Annotated in this window: 14 protein-coding genes, 8 tRNA genes and 1 pseudogene; 2 read left to right on the forward strand and 21 right to left on the reverse strand. The window is 45.5% G+C overall.

Annotated elements, in window-relative coordinates; genetic code table 11:
• From AB5026_RS17175 to AB5026_RS17215, 9 genes and pseudogenes are all read right to left on the reverse strand, one after another.
• Positions 1–179, reverse strand: a pseudogene (locus tag AB5026_RS17175) (sodium:calcium antiporter); the annotation flags it as partial.
• 337 nt (positions 180–516) lie between these two features.
• Complete coding sequence (locus AB5026_RS17180; RefSeq protein WP_368213992.1) at positions 517–1329, reverse strand: Cof-type HAD-IIB family hydrolase; 813 nt, start codon at positions 1327–1329, stop codon at positions 517–519.
• Between the two features lie 7 nt (positions 1330–1336).
• The gene (locus AB5026_RS17185) at positions 1337–1939 is read right to left on the reverse strand and encodes a class I SAM-dependent methyltransferase (protein WP_021650259.1); all 603 of its coding nucleotides are present in this window, start codon (positions 1937–1939) and stop codon (positions 1337–1339) included.
• A 21-nt stretch (positions 1940–1960) separates the two neighbouring features.
• Complete coding sequence (locus tag AB5026_RS17190; protein ID WP_021650258.1) at positions 1961–2191, reverse strand: hypothetical protein; 231 nt, start codon at positions 2189–2191, stop codon at positions 1961–1963.
• Between the two features lie 228 nt (positions 2192–2419).
• Positions 2420–2493, reverse strand: a tRNA-Arg gene (locus AB5026_RS17195).
• A 158-nt stretch (positions 2494–2651) separates the two neighbouring features.
• Complete coding sequence (locus AB5026_RS17200; protein ID WP_368213994.1) at positions 2652–3884, reverse strand: ABC transporter permease; 1233 nt, start codon at positions 3882–3884, stop codon at positions 2652–2654.
• Complete coding sequence (locus AB5026_RS17205) at positions 3877–5664, reverse strand: efflux RND transporter periplasmic adaptor subunit (protein ID WP_173741353.1); 1788 nt, start codon at positions 5662–5664, stop codon at positions 3877–3879. The genes AB5026_RS17200 and AB5026_RS17205 overlap by 8 nt, the downstream gene beginning before the upstream one ends.
• Positions 5665–5666: 2 nt before the next feature.
• Positions 5667–6374, reverse strand: a complete 708-nt coding sequence (locus AB5026_RS17210; RefSeq protein ID WP_118608647.1) for an ABC transporter ATP-binding protein — start codon at positions 6372–6374, stop codon at positions 5667–5669.
• A gap of 270 nt (positions 6375–6644) precedes the next feature.
• Complete coding sequence (locus tag AB5026_RS17215; protein ID WP_110102848.1) at positions 6645–8039, reverse strand: aminopeptidase; 1395 nt, start codon at positions 8037–8039, stop codon at positions 6645–6647.
• A 261-nt stretch (positions 8040–8300) separates the two neighbouring features.
• Here AB5026_RS17215 and AB5026_RS17220 point away from each other — a divergent pair, with 261 nt between their 5' ends.
• Positions 8301–10013 (forward strand): ABC-ATPase domain-containing protein, encoded by a 1713-nt coding sequence (locus AB5026_RS17220; protein WP_368213997.1) that lies wholly within the window; start codon positions 8301–8303, stop codon positions 10011–10013.
• Positions 10014–10397: 384 nt separating this feature from the next.
• Here the strand turns inward: AB5026_RS17220 and AB5026_RS17225 are convergent, their stop codons facing one another.
• From AB5026_RS17225 to AB5026_RS17275, 11 genes are all read right to left on the reverse strand, one after another.
• Complete coding sequence (locus AB5026_RS17225; protein ID WP_021650251.1) at positions 10398–11129, reverse strand: histidine phosphatase family protein; 732 nt, start codon at positions 11127–11129, stop codon at positions 10398–10400.
• 88 nt (positions 11130–11217) lie between these two features.
• Positions 11218–11628 (reverse strand): metal-dependent transcriptional regulator, encoded by a 411-nt coding sequence (locus AB5026_RS17230; RefSeq protein ID WP_021650250.1) that lies wholly within the window; start codon positions 11626–11628, stop codon positions 11218–11220.
• A gap of 77 nt (positions 11629–11705) precedes the next feature.
• Positions 11706–12290: a TetR/AcrR family transcriptional regulator gene (locus AB5026_RS17235; protein ID WP_114002081.1), complete on the reverse strand. Its 585-nt coding sequence runs from the start codon at positions 12288–12290 to the stop codon at positions 11706–11708.
• 146 nt (positions 12291–12436) lie between these two features.
• The gene (hydE, locus tag AB5026_RS17240; protein ID WP_368214000.1) at positions 12437–13480 is read right to left on the reverse strand and encodes a [FeFe] hydrogenase H-cluster radical SAM maturase HydE; all 1044 of its coding nucleotides are present in this window, start codon (positions 13478–13480) and stop codon (positions 12437–12439) included.
• Positions 13481–13638: 158 nt separating this feature from the next.
• Positions 13639–14391: a tRNA threonylcarbamoyladenosine dehydratase gene (locus AB5026_RS17245; RefSeq protein ID WP_287096896.1), complete on the reverse strand. Its 753-nt coding sequence runs from the start codon at positions 14389–14391 to the stop codon at positions 13639–13641.
• Between the two features lie 215 nt (positions 14392–14606).
• Positions 14607–14690, reverse strand: a tRNA-Leu gene (locus tag AB5026_RS17250).
• A 24-nt stretch (positions 14691–14714) separates the two neighbouring features.
• Positions 14715–14787 (reverse strand) — tRNA-Val (locus tag AB5026_RS17255).
• 9 nt (positions 14788–14796) lie between these two features.
• Positions 14797–14870, reverse strand: a tRNA-Asp gene (locus AB5026_RS17260).
• Between the two features lie 24 nt (positions 14871–14894).
• Positions 14895–14968 (reverse strand) — tRNA-Ile (locus tag AB5026_RS17265).
• A 4-nt stretch (positions 14969–14972) separates the two neighbouring features.
• A tRNA-Thr gene (locus AB5026_RS17270) sits at positions 14973–15045 on the reverse strand.
• A gap of 54 nt (positions 15046–15099) precedes the next feature.
• Positions 15100–15171, reverse strand: a tRNA-Glu gene (locus tag AB5026_RS17275).
• Positions 15172–15462: 291 nt separating this feature from the next.
• Here AB5026_RS17275 and AB5026_RS17280 point away from each other — a divergent pair.
• A complete protein-coding gene (locus tag AB5026_RS17280; protein ID WP_022426346.1) occupies positions 15463–16029 on the forward strand; it encodes a flavodoxin family protein in 567 nt (188 codons plus the stop codon).
• 196 nt (positions 16030–16225) lie between these two features.
• Here the strand turns inward: AB5026_RS17280 and AB5026_RS17285 are convergent.
• Positions 16226–16295: transfer RNA gene (locus AB5026_RS17285), tRNA-Asn, on the reverse strand.

Here is a 16295-nt window from a genome sequence, read left to right on the forward strand (position 1 = left end):
AGAGATGTTCCCATTGCCACAATAGTAAGACCGATGATGATCGGCGGCACCTTCAGCCTTTTTGCAATACTGGAGCTTCCTTCTACAAAGAAATCCGCACCCTTCATCAGGAACACAAAGCCGATCACAAGAAAAACTAACACAAGGATCAGCGGTGAACTGTTTACCAGATTTTCCATTTTTCTTCTCACTTTCTTTTTTTATTTCCCATAACCCGGAGATTCATTGTCGCCCGCCCTGCTGAAAAAATTCTTTCCGGCATTCTTTTGTTACATAAAAAAGACCCATGTATGCCCTGCTGCAATAAAATATAACAAAGCATACATGAGTCTCATTCTTTAAGATTTGCCAGGTTTTTCAGAAAAAACCGGGTCTGTTGACAAATCACACTTACGTGCGAACTACTCCCTCATGGAATTAAAATTTTCAATTTTTTTCAATTTAACAGAATTGTTTTTAAAAGTCAACCCCTGGCCGGTGACTTTTCTTTACCGAAAGCACATATTTTATGTATCTTTATTGTTTTCCGCTTTCAGAAACAATCCCTTTCAGGATCTGTAGGACTCCATCTTCACTATAAGAGGGACACACTTCCATGGCTGCTGTCTGCACTTCCGCTCTGGCATTGGCTACTGCATAGCTCATTCCCGCTTTCTGGAGCATGGCAATATCGTTGAGGTTATCTCCGAATGTACAGGTTTCCTCCGGAGAAATTCCTAACTGTTGCTGGATAAATTCGACAGCTGTACTTTTTTCGCCCTCCGGCGGAGTACTGTCCATCCATTCTTTTCCGGCAGCCGCCAGTGTTACCTTATCCCTCCATGCCGGTGTAAAATACGGTGCACAAAGCTCCTCGCACCGTTCCGGGTGATAGACAGAGAATTTCAGCACCTGTTTTCCCTGAAGAGAAGAAAGATCATCCACTTTTCTCATATCATAGCCATAGGAATCCCGCAGCCACCGGAACATCCTTCCATTCTCATTCTCCGCATAGCAGCATTCCGGTGTGGCAATAAAGCAGTCACATTCCGGCATTTTTTCTTTCACCATATGATGCATGCGTTTCCAAACCTCATCCGGAAGTGTATGTACCTTCAGGATCTTATCATTCTTCCGGATCACCGTACCGCCATCTGACACAAAATACACCAGATCCTTCACCGGCTCAAACAGCTTCCTCTCACTGTCATACTGCCGCCCGGAACACACCACAAAGGTGATTCCCAGCTCAGTCAGCTTCCGGATCACTGTCATATATTCCGGATTGATAGTCATGGTCCCGTCTTTTACAAGAGTTCCGTCTACGTCTGTTGCGATCAATTTTATCATGTTGTTTTTACTCCTCTCCCATCTGAAATACCAATATCCTCTCCCTGGGATTTTTTCCGTCGAAAAGATCCTGACAGTCGATCTCGTCCAGGAATTCCAATTCCGCTACGGTCATCAGATATGAAATATATTCGTCAGATGGATAATAGAAAAAGAGTAGCATTTTTCTTGTTTTTTCATACCAGGATTCCCGGATGCGTCCGATGACGCTTCTCAGTATTTCCACAGAAAAGGGATTAAAAAAATAAAATCTGTCTGCAGACTCCGGCACCTGAAAAAGGGCTGCATTCTCCAGTATAAATGATGTTTTTGTCCCGGAAACAGCCCGCTGCCTGTTTTCTTCTGCGGCTTTTGTCATACGTTCATCGTACTCCACGCCTGTAGTCCGGCATCTGACCTGCCACGCCAGAAAAAAATCCACTCTGCCTTTTCCACATCCATAGTCGATCAGATGATTCTTTTTCCCCAGATATCCACAATACGCCAGCCGTTCCAGTACACAGTACGGCGTTGGTTCATATGGATAACAGTACTGATCCGATCTGGAATCGTCACGACCGGTGGTTTTGATCTTCAGCAGCTTATCATATTTTACTTCATTTTGATCCATGCTTCTGTTAATCTCCGTTCGCTACATCGGGCAGCTTCGTTTTTCTTCTTTATCCATATCTCCACGGACATACCTGGCATTGAACTCCATATTGATCTCACGGATTTCTTTCTTTCCGTCAATATAATCCTGATACATATCCGCAAGCCTCGCCATACAGCCATCACAGTTCGCGGAAATATTTCCCAGGGATTCCTCCACGATCTGTTTACGTTCCTCTTTTGTTGTATCTTTGATCAGATATCCTGGCATTGTTTTTTCCTCCTGATAGGTTCACCTCTATTTCAGGTGTTTTGTGCTTTCATCGTTGTTTACTTTTTCCTGTGAAAAAAGCTGCTTGTATCAGACAAACAGCTTTACAAAAATTTTTCTTTTCTGTTTTTTTATTCTACTCTGGCCCACTACCAGTGTCAATACAATTTTTCGCCTGTTTCCGAAACACAAAATAAAAGCCTCCGGAACAATTCCAGAGGCTTTATACGTGCGTTAGAGGATTCGAACCCCCGACCTTTTGGTCCGTAGCCAAACGCTCTATCCAGCTGAGCTAAACGCACATCTTTGTTGCTTTTCCTTTGTGATATTTCGTATCACCGCTGCAACAATATGTATGATACTCTAAGACCTATAAAATGTCAAGGGTTTTTTGAAACTTTTTTTGATTTTTTTTAAAAATATTTTTTATTGCTATTTTTGATGCAAAAGCAACAGTTTTTTAATTCCGCCTAAGTGCCTCGATCGGGCTCAGTTTCGCTGCCTTTTTCGCCGGATAGATTCCGAAAAACACACCTACTGCACAGGAGAACAGCGTAGCCGCCAGGATGGTTCCCGCACTGATCCCAGGTGTGATGGTCATTCCCATACTGCTGCTGATCACCACACAGATCACATAGCCGCCTGCAATCCCCAGCACAATACCGATCAGCCCGCCTATGATCGTCAGGATCGCCGCCTCAGCAAGAAACTGTAACATAATAGACGAGGTTTTTGCTCCAAGGGATTTCCGGATACCGATCTCCCTGGTACGCTCTGTGACGGACACCAGCATGATGTTCATAACACCGATACCACCTACCAGAAGGGAAATTCCTGCAACAAAAGAGATAAACGCTGTGACCATGCCAAGCATCTGGTTCATGGATTTCATGACATCCTGGAAGCTCTGTACCTGGAAATATTCATCTCCGGCACACTGGTGACGTCTCTCAAGAAGATTTATGATCTTATCTGCGACCGCCTGGGAATCCAGACTCTTATCCGCCTGAACTATGATCTGATAAAATTCTCCGCTGCTTCCGGTAAAGTCGTCCATGGCCGTATAAGGCACATTTATGGTCACCGGCATTCCATCGTAAGTATAGCTGACAAAGGTTCCGTTCTCTTTCTGTGTGGTGACTCCGCAGATGCGGAATGTCTTGGTCAGATCATAGCAGGTAATGTCCAGTGTCATTCCCACTACATCATCCGTTCCGAAAAGCCTCTTCGCATCGGCATCGGAGATCACGCAGACGTTTTTTCCCTCTTCGATCTCCTTCTGCCCGAAATAGCTTCCGTACTTCACAGAAGCATTGTCCACCAGCTTGGCATCCTGGGCCTCCCCGGTCACTGTAAGATTAAAATCACCCTTTCCGGTTACAGTCTCGCCTGTATAGGAATCTGAAACATTAACACCTTCCACGCCATCCAGCTCCCGGACTGCATCAATATCCTCCGACTCGATCCAGACCTGGTCTGCTATGGCATCATCACTGCAATAAACAGCGATCTGGCCGCCACCGATATCATTGATCTCACTGTTCATCTGATTCTTGGTTCCCTCACCGATGGACACAATGGCGATCACGGATGCAATACCGATAATGATCCCTAACATGGTGAGAAAGGATCTTCCCTTATTAGCCATGATGTTATGGATCGCCATTTTGATATATTCATAAATATTACTCATCGGCAGTCTCCCCTGTCTCTGCTGCACTGTCACTGTCTGCCGCTGCTGCCTCTGCCTTCATTCCCTCTTCCAGGGAGCCCAGATCCTCGATGACCTCATCTCCGGCTTTAATGCCATCTGTGATCTCAACAGAATCCTCGGAACTGATTCCTGTTGTGATATCCTGCTTCGTGATCACACCATCCTTCAGCACATAACAGAAGGAACCATCCTTGCCGATATTTACCACGCCTGCCGGAAGCGTTACCACATCCTCTGCCTTTTCTGCATAGATCTTTACCTTCGCATCTACTCCCAGAAAAATATCCTTGTCCGGCTTGTCGATGCTCACTGTGGCAGAGATCAGTGTGGAGCCCTTTTCGTTGGTTGTCGCAATGTGACTGATCTTAGTCACCTTGCCGGTATATTTCCTGTCGCCGATGGTAATGTCCGCATTCTGGCCTTCCTTTACCTTATCGTAGTCATACTTAGACACATTGATATCAACGCTGACCTTATCTGTATTCTGCAGGGTAAAAAGCTCCATTCCCTGTGTTGCCGCTGCGCCCTGCTGGACTGCTGATTTGGAAATGACGCCGTTAAAATCCGCCGAAATGCCTTTCTTTCCTTCTTCTACCAGCTCTTTCGCAGATTTTGCATCCAGCTCAGTAAGATTGTTGCTGACACGCATTTTTTCTTTCTCTTCTTCTGTAAGGCTGGCAGAATCCGCCTCTGCAATGGATTTCTGGGAAGCAAGGTCCGACTGCAGATCCGCCAGATCAGAGGTTGCCTGTTCGATTGCATTCTCAATGGCAGAAGTATCCACTGTACTTCCTGCAGAAGAAGCATCCGCAGATGCCTGATCTGTCAGCCCCGGTGTTTCCTCTGAAGCTCCATCGGTAACAAAATCACCGGCCGCACTACTGCTGTAATCAGAATACTCCGGCATTTTTGGCTGGCTGGCCTTCTTATCCTCATAAGCTTCCTTTGCTTCCTGGCAGGTGATCTCTGCCTGACTTCTTGCTGCTTCCGCTTCATCCAGCGCCTGGGCATTCTCATCGCTCTGCTCTGCCTGCCACTGTGCAAAAGCCATCTGATAACTGGTATCTGCCTGATTATAAGCATTCTGTGCCGTTACATAATCGGAATTCAGCTGTCCCAGCTCCTGCTGGTACTGCGGAAGTGTCTCATTCTGATATGTAGTCAGCGCTTCTGAATACGCTCTCTGAGTCTCTGCATCCCTGGCAGCCTGGGCCTCTGCCTTTGCCTGGGTCTCCGCCTGGGCCTGTGCCTGCGCATCTGCCGCAGCCTGAGCCTGTACAGACGCCAGCTGTGATCTCAGGGAAGCCAGATAATTCTGCTGCTCCCTTACCTGCTGTTCCAGACTGGAAACCTTTGCTTTTGCGCTGTCCTGCTTCTGCCGGGCCTCATTGGATTTATTGATGGAATTTTTGTAATCATACTGTCCGGACTGTACATTCAGCTCTGCTTTCTGATTATCCCTCTCCAGATCCTTCACTTCAAACTCTATCAGCTTCGTTCCCTTTGAAACCGTATCGCCTTCTGCGAAGGATACGCTTTTGATCTGTGCGTTCACAGGAGAATAAAAGGTCTTCTGCTCATCACTGACAACGGTTCCGGTTGCATCTACGATCTCCTCCACATCTCCTGTCTCCGCTTTGGTAACCGCAACCTGCGGAATCTGTGATCCTCCGCGGCCTGCACCTGATGCCGCATAAATACCGCCTGCCACAACAGCTACTGCTGCCACACCAATCACAATCTTTTTCCCTTTTTTCATTCTTAAGCCTCCTCGACAAATTCCTCATTGATCGTATCTGATTCAATTTTTCCATCCATGATCCGAACCACACGTCTGGCCTGAGCCGCAATCCCATTATCATGAGTGATCAGGATCAAGGTTTCTCCTGATCTGTGCATTCCCTTCAGGATTTCCATAATTTCCCTGCTGGATGCAGAGTCCAGATTTCCCGTTGGTTCATCTGCCAGGATCACCGGCGGCCTGGCTGCGATAGCTCTGGCAATAGCCACACGCTGCTGCTGTCCCCCTGACATTTCGTTTGGCTTATGGTCCATACGTTTCTCAAGTCCGACTTTTTTAAGAGATTCCACAGCAAGCTTTCTTCTTGTTTTCCGGTCGATCCCACGATAGATCAGAGGAAGCTCCACGTTTTCCAGAGCCGTAAGATTTGCGATCAGATTAAAGCCCTGAAAGATAAAACCAATCTCCTTATTTCGTACCACCGAGAGATCATTATCCTTCATTGTGGATACATCTGTTCCATTCAGATAATATTTCCCGGAGGTGGGGACATCCAGACAGCCCAGCATGTTCATAAAGGTGGATTTTCCGGAACCGGACTGTCCGATAATAGCCACAAATTCACCCTTATGGATCTCCAGGTCCACATGATCCAGCGCCCGCACCTCATTTTCTCCGGGATTGTAAACCTTGCACAGATCTACTACCCGTACCAATGCATCTTCCATAATAAAATTACTCCTTGTAAAGTAAATCAGTCCCAGGCAAGCCCCTCCTCTGCTTATTGCTTTTCGCCATTGAAACAGAGAGCTTCCCTGATCAGGTTAAAAATACAGAGCGAAGTCTGCAGGGGATACTGCTGTTTCTCGTCGGAACGCTCCAAGCCAAAACAGCAGCAGGCAGACTGCTCTGTCATTTCCGGGAAAACCCCGCTCATTGATCTGTAACGAAAAGATTACCTGAATGTCTTCAGAACTGACACACATTTATACATCTGTTTATGCATCAAGTAAAAACGCCTTATATGCCTTGTATGCCTCATATACATCTGCCTTGCTGGTAACCTCCCACGGAGCATGCATACTCAGCACTGCCACGCCACTGTCGATAACCTCCATTCCGTAAAGCGCCGCAATATAAGCGATGGTTCCGCCTCCGCCAAAATCAACCTTTCCAAGCTCTGCTGTCTGGAAAGCAACATTGTGATCATCAAAAATCCTGCGAACTCTTGCAACGTACTCTGCATTGGCATCGTTGGAACCGGATTTTCCTCTTGCTCCGGTGAACTTGTTAAGAACGATACCGCGTCCAAGATATGCTGCATTCTTTTTCTCAAAAGCCTCACCATAGGCCGGATCATAGCCGGCACTTACATCGGAAGAAAGCATGCTGGAATTACGGAGAGCTCTTCTTAATGCAAGCTCGGAATAGCAGCCCATTCCGTCCAGAAGCTCTGCCACGCTGTTCTCAAAAAATCTGGACTGCATGCCTGTGGCACCAACGCTTCCGATCTCTTCCTTATCTACAAGGAGACAGCAGCCGGTACGCTTCGGTGTCTCCTCCATCTCCAGCATTGCCGCAAGGGATGTGTAAGCGCATACACGGTCATCCTGTCCATATGCTGCGATCATGCTGCGGTCAAGTCCACAGTCTCTTGCCTTTCCTGCCGGAACGATCTCCAGCTCTGCTGAAAGAAAGTCCTCTTCCTCAATACCATACTTCTCATTTAAAATCTTCAGCACATTCTGTTTTACCGCATCCTTTTTGGAATCATCCGGAAGCTCTGCAAGAGGTCTGCTGCCGATCAGGATATCCAGCATCTCACCCTCAATAACCTCTGCTGCCTTTTTCTGGAGCTGTTTTCCGGAAAGATGGATCAGAAGATCTGTGATGTAAAGTACCGGATCTTCCACATCCTCACCAATGCTGATCTCCACAATGCTTCCGTCCTTCTTTGCAACAACACCATGCATGGCAAGAGGCAGTGTCACCCACTGGTATTTCTTTACACCACCATAATAATGGGTATCCAGATAAGCCAGATCCGTATCCTCGTACAGAGGATTCTGCTTGACATCCAGTCGCGGAGAATCGATATGTGCACAGAGAATGCTCATACCTCCGGAAAGCTCTTCCGTTCCTACATGAAACAGAGCAACGATCTTCTTCATCCCTACCGCATAAACCTTGTCACCGGCCTTGATCTTCTCGCCTTTTTCAAGCTTCGACTCAAGAGATTCATATCCGGCAGCCTCTGCTTCCTTCACGATTTCTGCAACACATTCCCGTTCTGTTTTTCCTTTATCCAAAAATTCTCTGTAAGCCTTCGCAAGCTTCTCCATTTCTGTCTCTTCTGCTTCCTTATAAGAAAGCCACGCATTTCTTCTTTCCATTTTAGTGGTCCACCTTTCTTTATAGCTTCCGGCAGCTGCCGTTTCTCATCATATTATCTGCAATCTGTCTACTATTATAGGTCAAACATTTACGAATTTCCACCGCAATTCCCATTCTTTACAAAATCTTTATGATTCGTTATAGTAGTTCTTAAGAATTGGCCCTGTATCCAAAATTTTCAGGTATCTCACACACGGAAAGCTTTCTGTTTCACCGTAGACTTTACCTGTATGCTCCAACAGGGCAAAGGAGGAAACAACATGCAATCATCTGCTCAGCTAAAAGAGCTTCTTCACAGCATCAACCGCAAAAGCTATCCTGCATACAAGTCTCTGCGGGGTGCATACCAGTTTGACCGTTATATTTTGTCCCTTGACCACGTGCAGGGGGATCCTTTTGCCTCTCCCTCTCACATCAGTGTGAAGCTTTCCCACCGAGACACCGGATTTCCGGCAGAATATTATAAGGATTCCCTGACCCGCATCACACTGGGAGACTTTCTGAACCGCCAGTTTGAACAGCAGGTAAACCGTTATACCTTCCGTGCAAAGGGCTCCGGAAAAAGCGGCCTGATCTCAGTAAGCCACTGTGGTCAGGAGGTTCTTGCACGTACCGCCTGTGAAATAACGGAAAAAGGCATCACTGCCCGTTTTTTCATCGGTTTCCCGGCCAATGGCAGAACCATCAACTCTCCCGAACTGGAAAAAATCCTCTTCGATTTTCTTCCGATCTGTGTTCACAAGGCATTTTTTTACCGGAATCTTGACCCGGAAGCGCTGAGAAAAGCCATCTGCCTTGCCGAAGATCAGGCATTTATCCGTCAGGAGCTGAAAAAACGTTCTCTGGCTGCCTTTGTCAGTGACGGCGCTATCCTCCCCAGGGAAAGCGGCATTTCTTCACGCCCGATGAAAAACTCTGTTCCTTTTGTTTCTCCGGAAAGCCTGAGGGTTTCCATGGATCTGCCCCACAGAGGAACCATCACAGGCATGGGCATTCCCTGCGGCATCACTTTGATCGTAGGTGGCGGCTACCATGGCAAATCCACCTTACTTAACGCACTGGAGCTGGGAATTTACGATCACATTTCCGGCGATGGCCGGGAGTATGTCATTACCGATCCTTCTGCTCAGAAGCTTCGCTCTGAGGACGGCCGTTTTATCAAAGATGTGGACATTTCTCTTTTTATCAACGATCTTCCAAATAAAAAAGACACCCTCTGCTTTTCTACAGAGGATGCCAGCGGCAGCACTTCACAGGCTGCCGGTATCGTGGAAAGTATGGAGACCGGAAGTAAAGTCTTTCTCCTTGACGAGGATACCTCTGCCACCAACTTTATGGTCCGTGATTCCTTCATGCAGCGGGTGATCTGCCGGGAAAAGGAGCCCATCACTCCATTTCTGGAACGTGCGCGGGATCTCTATGAAAAGGCAGGGATCTCCACTATCCTGGTTGCCGGAAGCTCCGGAGCTTTTTTCCATATTGCGGATACTGTGATCCAGATGGATAATTATCATCCGGTGGACATCACAGCAGTCACCAAAAAGCTCTGTCAGGAATATCCTCTCTCAGACATTGAGGCCCCTACATTCCGCCTTCCGGAAAGCCATCGCATCATGATCAGGGCCAAAGTGGCTCCATCCCGCCACAGCCGTCCCGGACAGCCGGAAAGACTGAAAACCAAGGTTCACGGCAAAGATGGCTTTTCTCTTGGAAAAACCGAAGTGGATCTCCGCCATGTGGAGCAGCTGATCGACTCCGAGCAAACTGCATCCCTAGCGTTGCTTCTGAAATATGCCTGCGAACATCTCATTGACGGAAAACGTACTCTGCCGGAGATCATCACTTATCTGGATACTCAGCTGAAAAGGCAGGGATTGTCCTTCTTCTCGGAAGGCTCTTATATTCCATGCGGTTATGCCATGCCCAGGATCCAGGAAATATATTCCTGCTTTAACCGCTATCGTAGGCCGTAGCTGTGCCTGAAGCTGTATATCCAATAAATCTCAAACAACAAAAAAACGCTGCCGATAAACATTGGAAATCTTTATCTCCTCTGTCATTCGGCAGTTTTTTTCTGCAATGCAAAACCACCGTCCTGTCGGCTCTGTCTTGCCAATGGAACGGTGGTTTATCTTCATACATATTTTAGGGAAAGGAAAGAGTTTTTCTTAAGAGCTTCTGTTCTCTTAAGATGTTTATATCATACAGGATAAATGTGAGAGAAATTTGTACAATTTCTAATAAATTTATAAAATTTATTAACGAAGTCTAATCATTTTCCAAAATAATCCTGCTGATCATTATTTACCATGGTCTTCCGGAAAAAACCAAAATATTACAGCCGTTTCTTTCGCTTTTTAGTCGTGTCTCTGCTCTTTGTTATCATATGTCTCACAGAATCTGGCAGCAAAAGCCGGCGGCTCCTGATGCGCATACAAATGAGAAATATCTCCAAAAGAGCTCATACGGAAGGACGCGATCCCTTTTCGCCTCTCCTCTGTAACAATGGTGCTCACCGATGACGGCGCCGCACAGAAATTCTGCAGCATCACCAGCGGAGAGATACTGAGAAGATAGCTGATGAGTACACAGCTTACACCGAAATGGCAGAAAAACACAAGCGTATCTTCATTGGCTTTTTCTGCTCTGTAATAATGTCCTTCCCGCACATAGCCATGCTCTGCCAGAACTTTATCAAAATTCTGTGTGACCCAGTCATACTCTTCTTTCATTTTTCCCTCTCGCAGGATGTCATTATCCCACCAGCGGTCAAAGCTGTAGAAATTTTCGATTTTCGTCCAGTCCTGTGGAAGCCAGTCCCAGGGAATGATCTTTTCCCCATGAAGATCCGGTCTTCTGATCTTTACGTCGAATTCTCTCAGCCACTTGCATTCTGTAGCTGTTCTTCCGTTTTTCTTCAGTGTGCAGGATGCGGTATCCTTTGCTCTTCCAAGCGGAGAAACATAAAAATCCCTGACATCAAGAGCTGCGATCTTTTCAGAAAGAAATTCCGCTTCCTTCCAGCCCTTTTCGGTCAGGGAATCTATTGTGTAATCCGGGTCTCCATGTCGTATAAAAAGTAATTTCATCTTTTGGTATCCTCCATTTCATAACCTGGATTTCCATTATATTCTTATTTTTTCAGTTGTCAATTCCTGATAGCTTCTGCTGCAGGGATCAAACCTGATCCGCGGTTTCTCCATGGAGCACAGCCTGCTGCTCCCTCAGCTCATAAACTGCCTTTTTCAATGCCTGAAAGCTCTCCTCACTGATTATGTGCTCGATCCTGCAGGCATCATGAATCGCTGTTTTTTCCTGGACTCCCAGTATCATCAGCCAGGAAGAGATCAGCTGATGACGTTCATATACCTTATCGGCAATCTTATGTCCGTCCTCTGTCAGACGGATATCTCCGTTGTCGGCTACTGTGATGAGATTTTTCTGGCGAAGATTCTTCATGGCAACACTGACACTCGGTTTCTTAAAGCCCATCTCTGCCGCGATATCCACAGCTCTTACAAGAGAGCTCCTGTTTCCAAGGATCAGGATCGTTTCCAAATAATCTTCAGATGATTCATTTGATCTCACGTTATTTACACCTCCCTCGGTTTGTTAAAACTAACCAAGTTAATCATAACATACTTTAGGAGAATGAGCAATGGTTTTTAATGCTTTCTGTTTAGTTCTGCCTCAATTGCCAGAAGGCACTGGCTGGAACATATCTGCAGAATTCTGGAAATTTCCAGGAGTTTTTCCCTGGAGCAGTTTCCCCGGAGCAGTTCACAATATCCCTGAAATTTCATCTGTACCAGGATATGTACCAGCTCGTGATCAACTTCTTGTCCACATTCCTTTTGAAAACGTTCATTAAGGATCTGCTCCATTTTCGTACAGGCATCCTCACGGAAATTCACATATCTGGTACCTTCAGCTCCATCTATGAGGATTTTTGCGATGTCCCTGTTTTCCCAGATAAATTCCATAAGTATCCTGTCATATTCTTCCGGATGCAGTTGTTTTTCCTGATCCGTAAAGTCTCCCATGATCCGCTTCAGATCCTCTACCGTCTCTTCCACGATTTCTTCAAAAAGAGCTGCTTTACTTTCAAAAAAGAAATATAGCGCTCCCGTAGTCACATCTGCTTTTTTGCAGATCGCACGAAGAGAAGCCTTCAGAAATCCCCTGTCTCTGAATTCTTCCTTCCCCGCTTCCAGAAGTCTGCTCCGCACAGCATTTTCTGATTTTTCCATATTTTACGCACTCCATCATTTTTCCTGCATTCCGCTTTGCAGGAAAATTCCGCTTATTTCTGACCAGCTGTTAATTTTTTAGCAATCTGATCTTACTGATATTTTACCTTAAATCGCTGAAAAAAGAAAGTATTTTGTACCCCGTGTCAATCTGTCATCGGGGAATCTCCACGGTCTGTAACGATTTCATAGCCTACAGACTCCACACGTCTGGTAAGGCACCCTCTGCACTCTGCTGCTTCCTCGCCTGTACAGATCTTGTTATCATAAAGCTCATACTGTTTACGGTTCTTCACCGGAGAAAGATTGGGCATTACTACATTTGCACCCGCCTGAAAACCCTTTTCCCTGCCTCTGGGGTCCAAGGTCCCCAGTGCTGTGGTTGCCGGAAGAAGTACCTGTGGAAGCAGGATCCGGATGACAGACAGCAGAAACAGTGTCAGATCCACACTTCCTGCCGGTTCCTCTGCAAATTTCGTATCATGGTGCGGGACAAATGGTCCGATCCCCACCATATGCGGATTCAGGTCTTTAAGAAAAACAAGGTCTTCCGCCAGATACTCCAGCGTCTGTCCCGGCGCACCTACCATAAATCCGGCACCTATCTGATATCCCAGTTCCTTCAGGGTATAAAGACACTGTTTACGGTTTGCAAGACTTAAACTCTCCGGATGAAGATAACGATAATGTTCCTCACTGGCCGTCTCATGACGGAGTAAATAGCGGTCTGCTCCGGCATCTTTAAATCTCTGATAGCTTTCTTTTGATTTCTCCCCAATGGATAGCGTGATCGCACAGTCCGGATATCCCTGTTTGATGGACCGGATGATGTCAACCATCCGGTCACCATTAAACCATGGGTCTTCCCCTCCCTGGAGCACAAATGTCCGAAATCCCAGCTCATAGCCATTCTCGCAGCACTGCAGGATTTCTTCCTTCGTAAGGCGGTAACGGCTGGCATTCCTGTTAGAACGGCGGATCCCGCAGTAATAGCAGTCATTTCTGCAGTAATTGGTAAATTCTATCAGACCTCTTGTATATATTTTATTTCCAAAATATTTTTTCTGTATACGGACAGCCTCTTCCCGAAGCAGACGAACCGCATCCGGATCCTGGTATAAGTGCAGAAGTTCCGGATATTCTTCCTTTGTCAGCTGTCCTTCTTTTATAAATTTTTCAACGATCCCCATACTTTATCTGTCCTTCTCTTTTATTTACAAAACTATCTGTAAAAAATATTTTATCACAAAAAAACAGATATTGCACAATATAAGTATACATGCAATATCTGTTCTTACAGAATGGTTACTGTTCATTCCGTTCTCAGTAACACAGAATGATCCAATTTTTATTTAATAAGATCCTTTACAACCTCACCGGCAATGATCAGTCCCACTACGGAAGGCACGAAGGCATTACTTCCCGGTACCTGACGTCTCTGAGTACATTTTCTTTCTGTTCCCGGAGGACAGATGCAATGAGACTCGCAGCTGATCGCCATATCATCAATTGGAGTCATTGGCTTCTCCTGTGAGTAAACCACCTTCAGTTTTTTGATTCCTCTTTTTTTCAGTTCACGGCGCATGACCTTTGCAAGGGGACAGACGGACGTTTTATAAATATCTGTCACTATAAAACCTGTTGGATCCATCTTATTTCCGGCCCCCATAGAGCTGATGATCGGTGTTCCTGAAGCCTTTGCCTGCTCTACGAGCATCAGCTTTCCGGTTACAGTGTCGATCGCATCGACTACATAATCATACTGGGAAAAATCAAAGGAATCCGCTGTCTCCGGCACATAAAATGTTTTGTGGATATTTACAACTGCATCCGGATTAATTTCAAGAATACGTTCTCTGGCCACGTCAACTTTATATTTCCCTACGGTCTTTCTTGTTGCGTAAATCTGGCGATTGATATTGGTGAGGCATACTTTATCATCATCAATGAGATCCAGGGTACCTACGCCACTTCTGACCAGTGCTTCCACCGTATATCCGCCAACACCGCCAATTCCGAATACTGCGACTCTGGAATTTTTCAGCTTTTCCATTCCTTCTTTTCCGATTAATAATTCTGTTCTTGAAAACTGATTCAGCATTTTCTGACTTCTCCTTATATTCTTTCCATGTATATTTATACTGACAACGGATATATTTTTTATATCTGTCCGATTTGTTTTACAACTGTCAGGATTCTATCATGGGAAAATAGCCTTGTCAATATCCCTACCAATAAGCTAGGAATATTTTCCCGTTTTCATCAATAAATTTTATGATACAAAAAAAGATCCCTAAAAAGGAATCTTACTGATACTGCGGGTAGCCGGACTTGAACCGGCACGGAGTTGCCCCCGAGAGATTTTAAGTCTCTTGTGTCTGCCTATTCCACCATACCCGCATATTCAATTAATTTGTTCAAAAATGGGGCCTATAGGGCTCGAACCTATGACCCTCTGCTTGTAAGGCAGATGCTCTCCCAGCTGAGCTAAGACCCCAAATATGAACGACCCAGAAGAGACTCGAACTCTCGACCTCCGCCGTGACAGGGCGGCGCTCTAACCAACTGAGCCACTGGGCCATACAAAATATAAAACTTTTAAAATGGACCTTCGGGGACTCGAACCCAGGACCGACCGGTTATGAGCCGGTTGCTCTAACCAACTGAGCTAAAGGTCCAAAAAGCCGATGATCGGACTCGAACCGATAACCTGCTGATTACAAATCAGCTGCTCTGCCAATTGAGCCACATCGGCGTATTAAACACCAAATGTTGAATCGAGTCAATGAATATCCAGTTTAGTTTTAAGTGACTCCAAGGGGATTTGAACCCCTGTTACCGCCGTGAAAGGGCGGTGTCTTAACCGCTTGACCATGGAGCCATATTTCTTTTTTATGTTTCGCTGTTTTGTATTTCCCTCAGCGACGAGTTAAATAATACCATACCTTTTTTATAATTGCAAGCTTTTTTTTGAAAAATTTCAATTTTTTTTACAAAGCCGGAAAACAGGCCGAAAAGCCTTATAAAATGGGCTTTCCAAGGGTTTGTATTTTCTTTCTCAAACCCTACCCGGGAAAATTTTTTCTGTTTTTTTCAAACATTGACATTATTTTTTCTCTGTATATAATTGAAAGTATGATGACTTAAAAAATCATATGAAAGGATGACAATAATGAAAGTTTTATTACTCAACGGCAGTCCTCGCAAAGAAGGCTGCACTTATACAGCTCTTACAGAGATCGCAGAAACCTTAAAGAAGAACGGTGTGGAGGCAGAAATCTTCCAGGCCGGGGATCCTTCTCAGGAAAACGTTGCTGACGCAGCTGCCATTATGAAAGAGGCTGACGCCCTTATTGTTGGTTCTCCGGTTTACTGGGCTTCTCCTTCCGGACAGATCATCGAATTCATGGATAAATTCGCTTCCAAGGCCGGAAAGGATATGATCCACAAGCCTGCCGCAGCTGTTGCTTCCGCAAGACGTGCCGGTACTACTGCTACTCTGGATGTTCTGATCAAATACTTTACCTATCATCAGATGCCTGTCGTGTCCGGAAACTACTGGACAATGGTTCACGGCAATACCCCGGATGACGTCAGAAAAGACGCTGAAGGCCTCCAGATCATGCGTACGTTAGGCAATAACATGGCATGGCTGTTAAAATGTATTGAAGCCGGTAAAAAGGCCGGTATCGACGCTCCGGAGACAGAGCAGAAGATCATGACTAATTTCATTCGATAAGCCAGAATTTCTCTGTCATAGCTTTATAAATTTATTGATTATCTCTAACAGTCAATATTTCTATTTGTAGTTACAAAAATAAACGTGCAGATATAAATATATCTTATTTATATCTGCACGTTTTTACATCCTTATCCTGTCACAGATCAAGCATAAAAAAATCCCATAAACTTTACATTTACAGGAAACAAAAAAACTCCCCCTGTTGGACTCGAACCAACGACACTGCGGTTAACAGCCGCATGCTCTACCGACTGAGCTAAGGA

Source organism: Blautia sp. RTP21359st1_E11_RTP21359_211015 (assembly GCF_040910705.1).
Taxonomy (GTDB): Bacteria; Bacillota; Clostridia; order Lachnospirales; family Lachnospiraceae; genus Blautia_A; species Blautia_A fusiformis.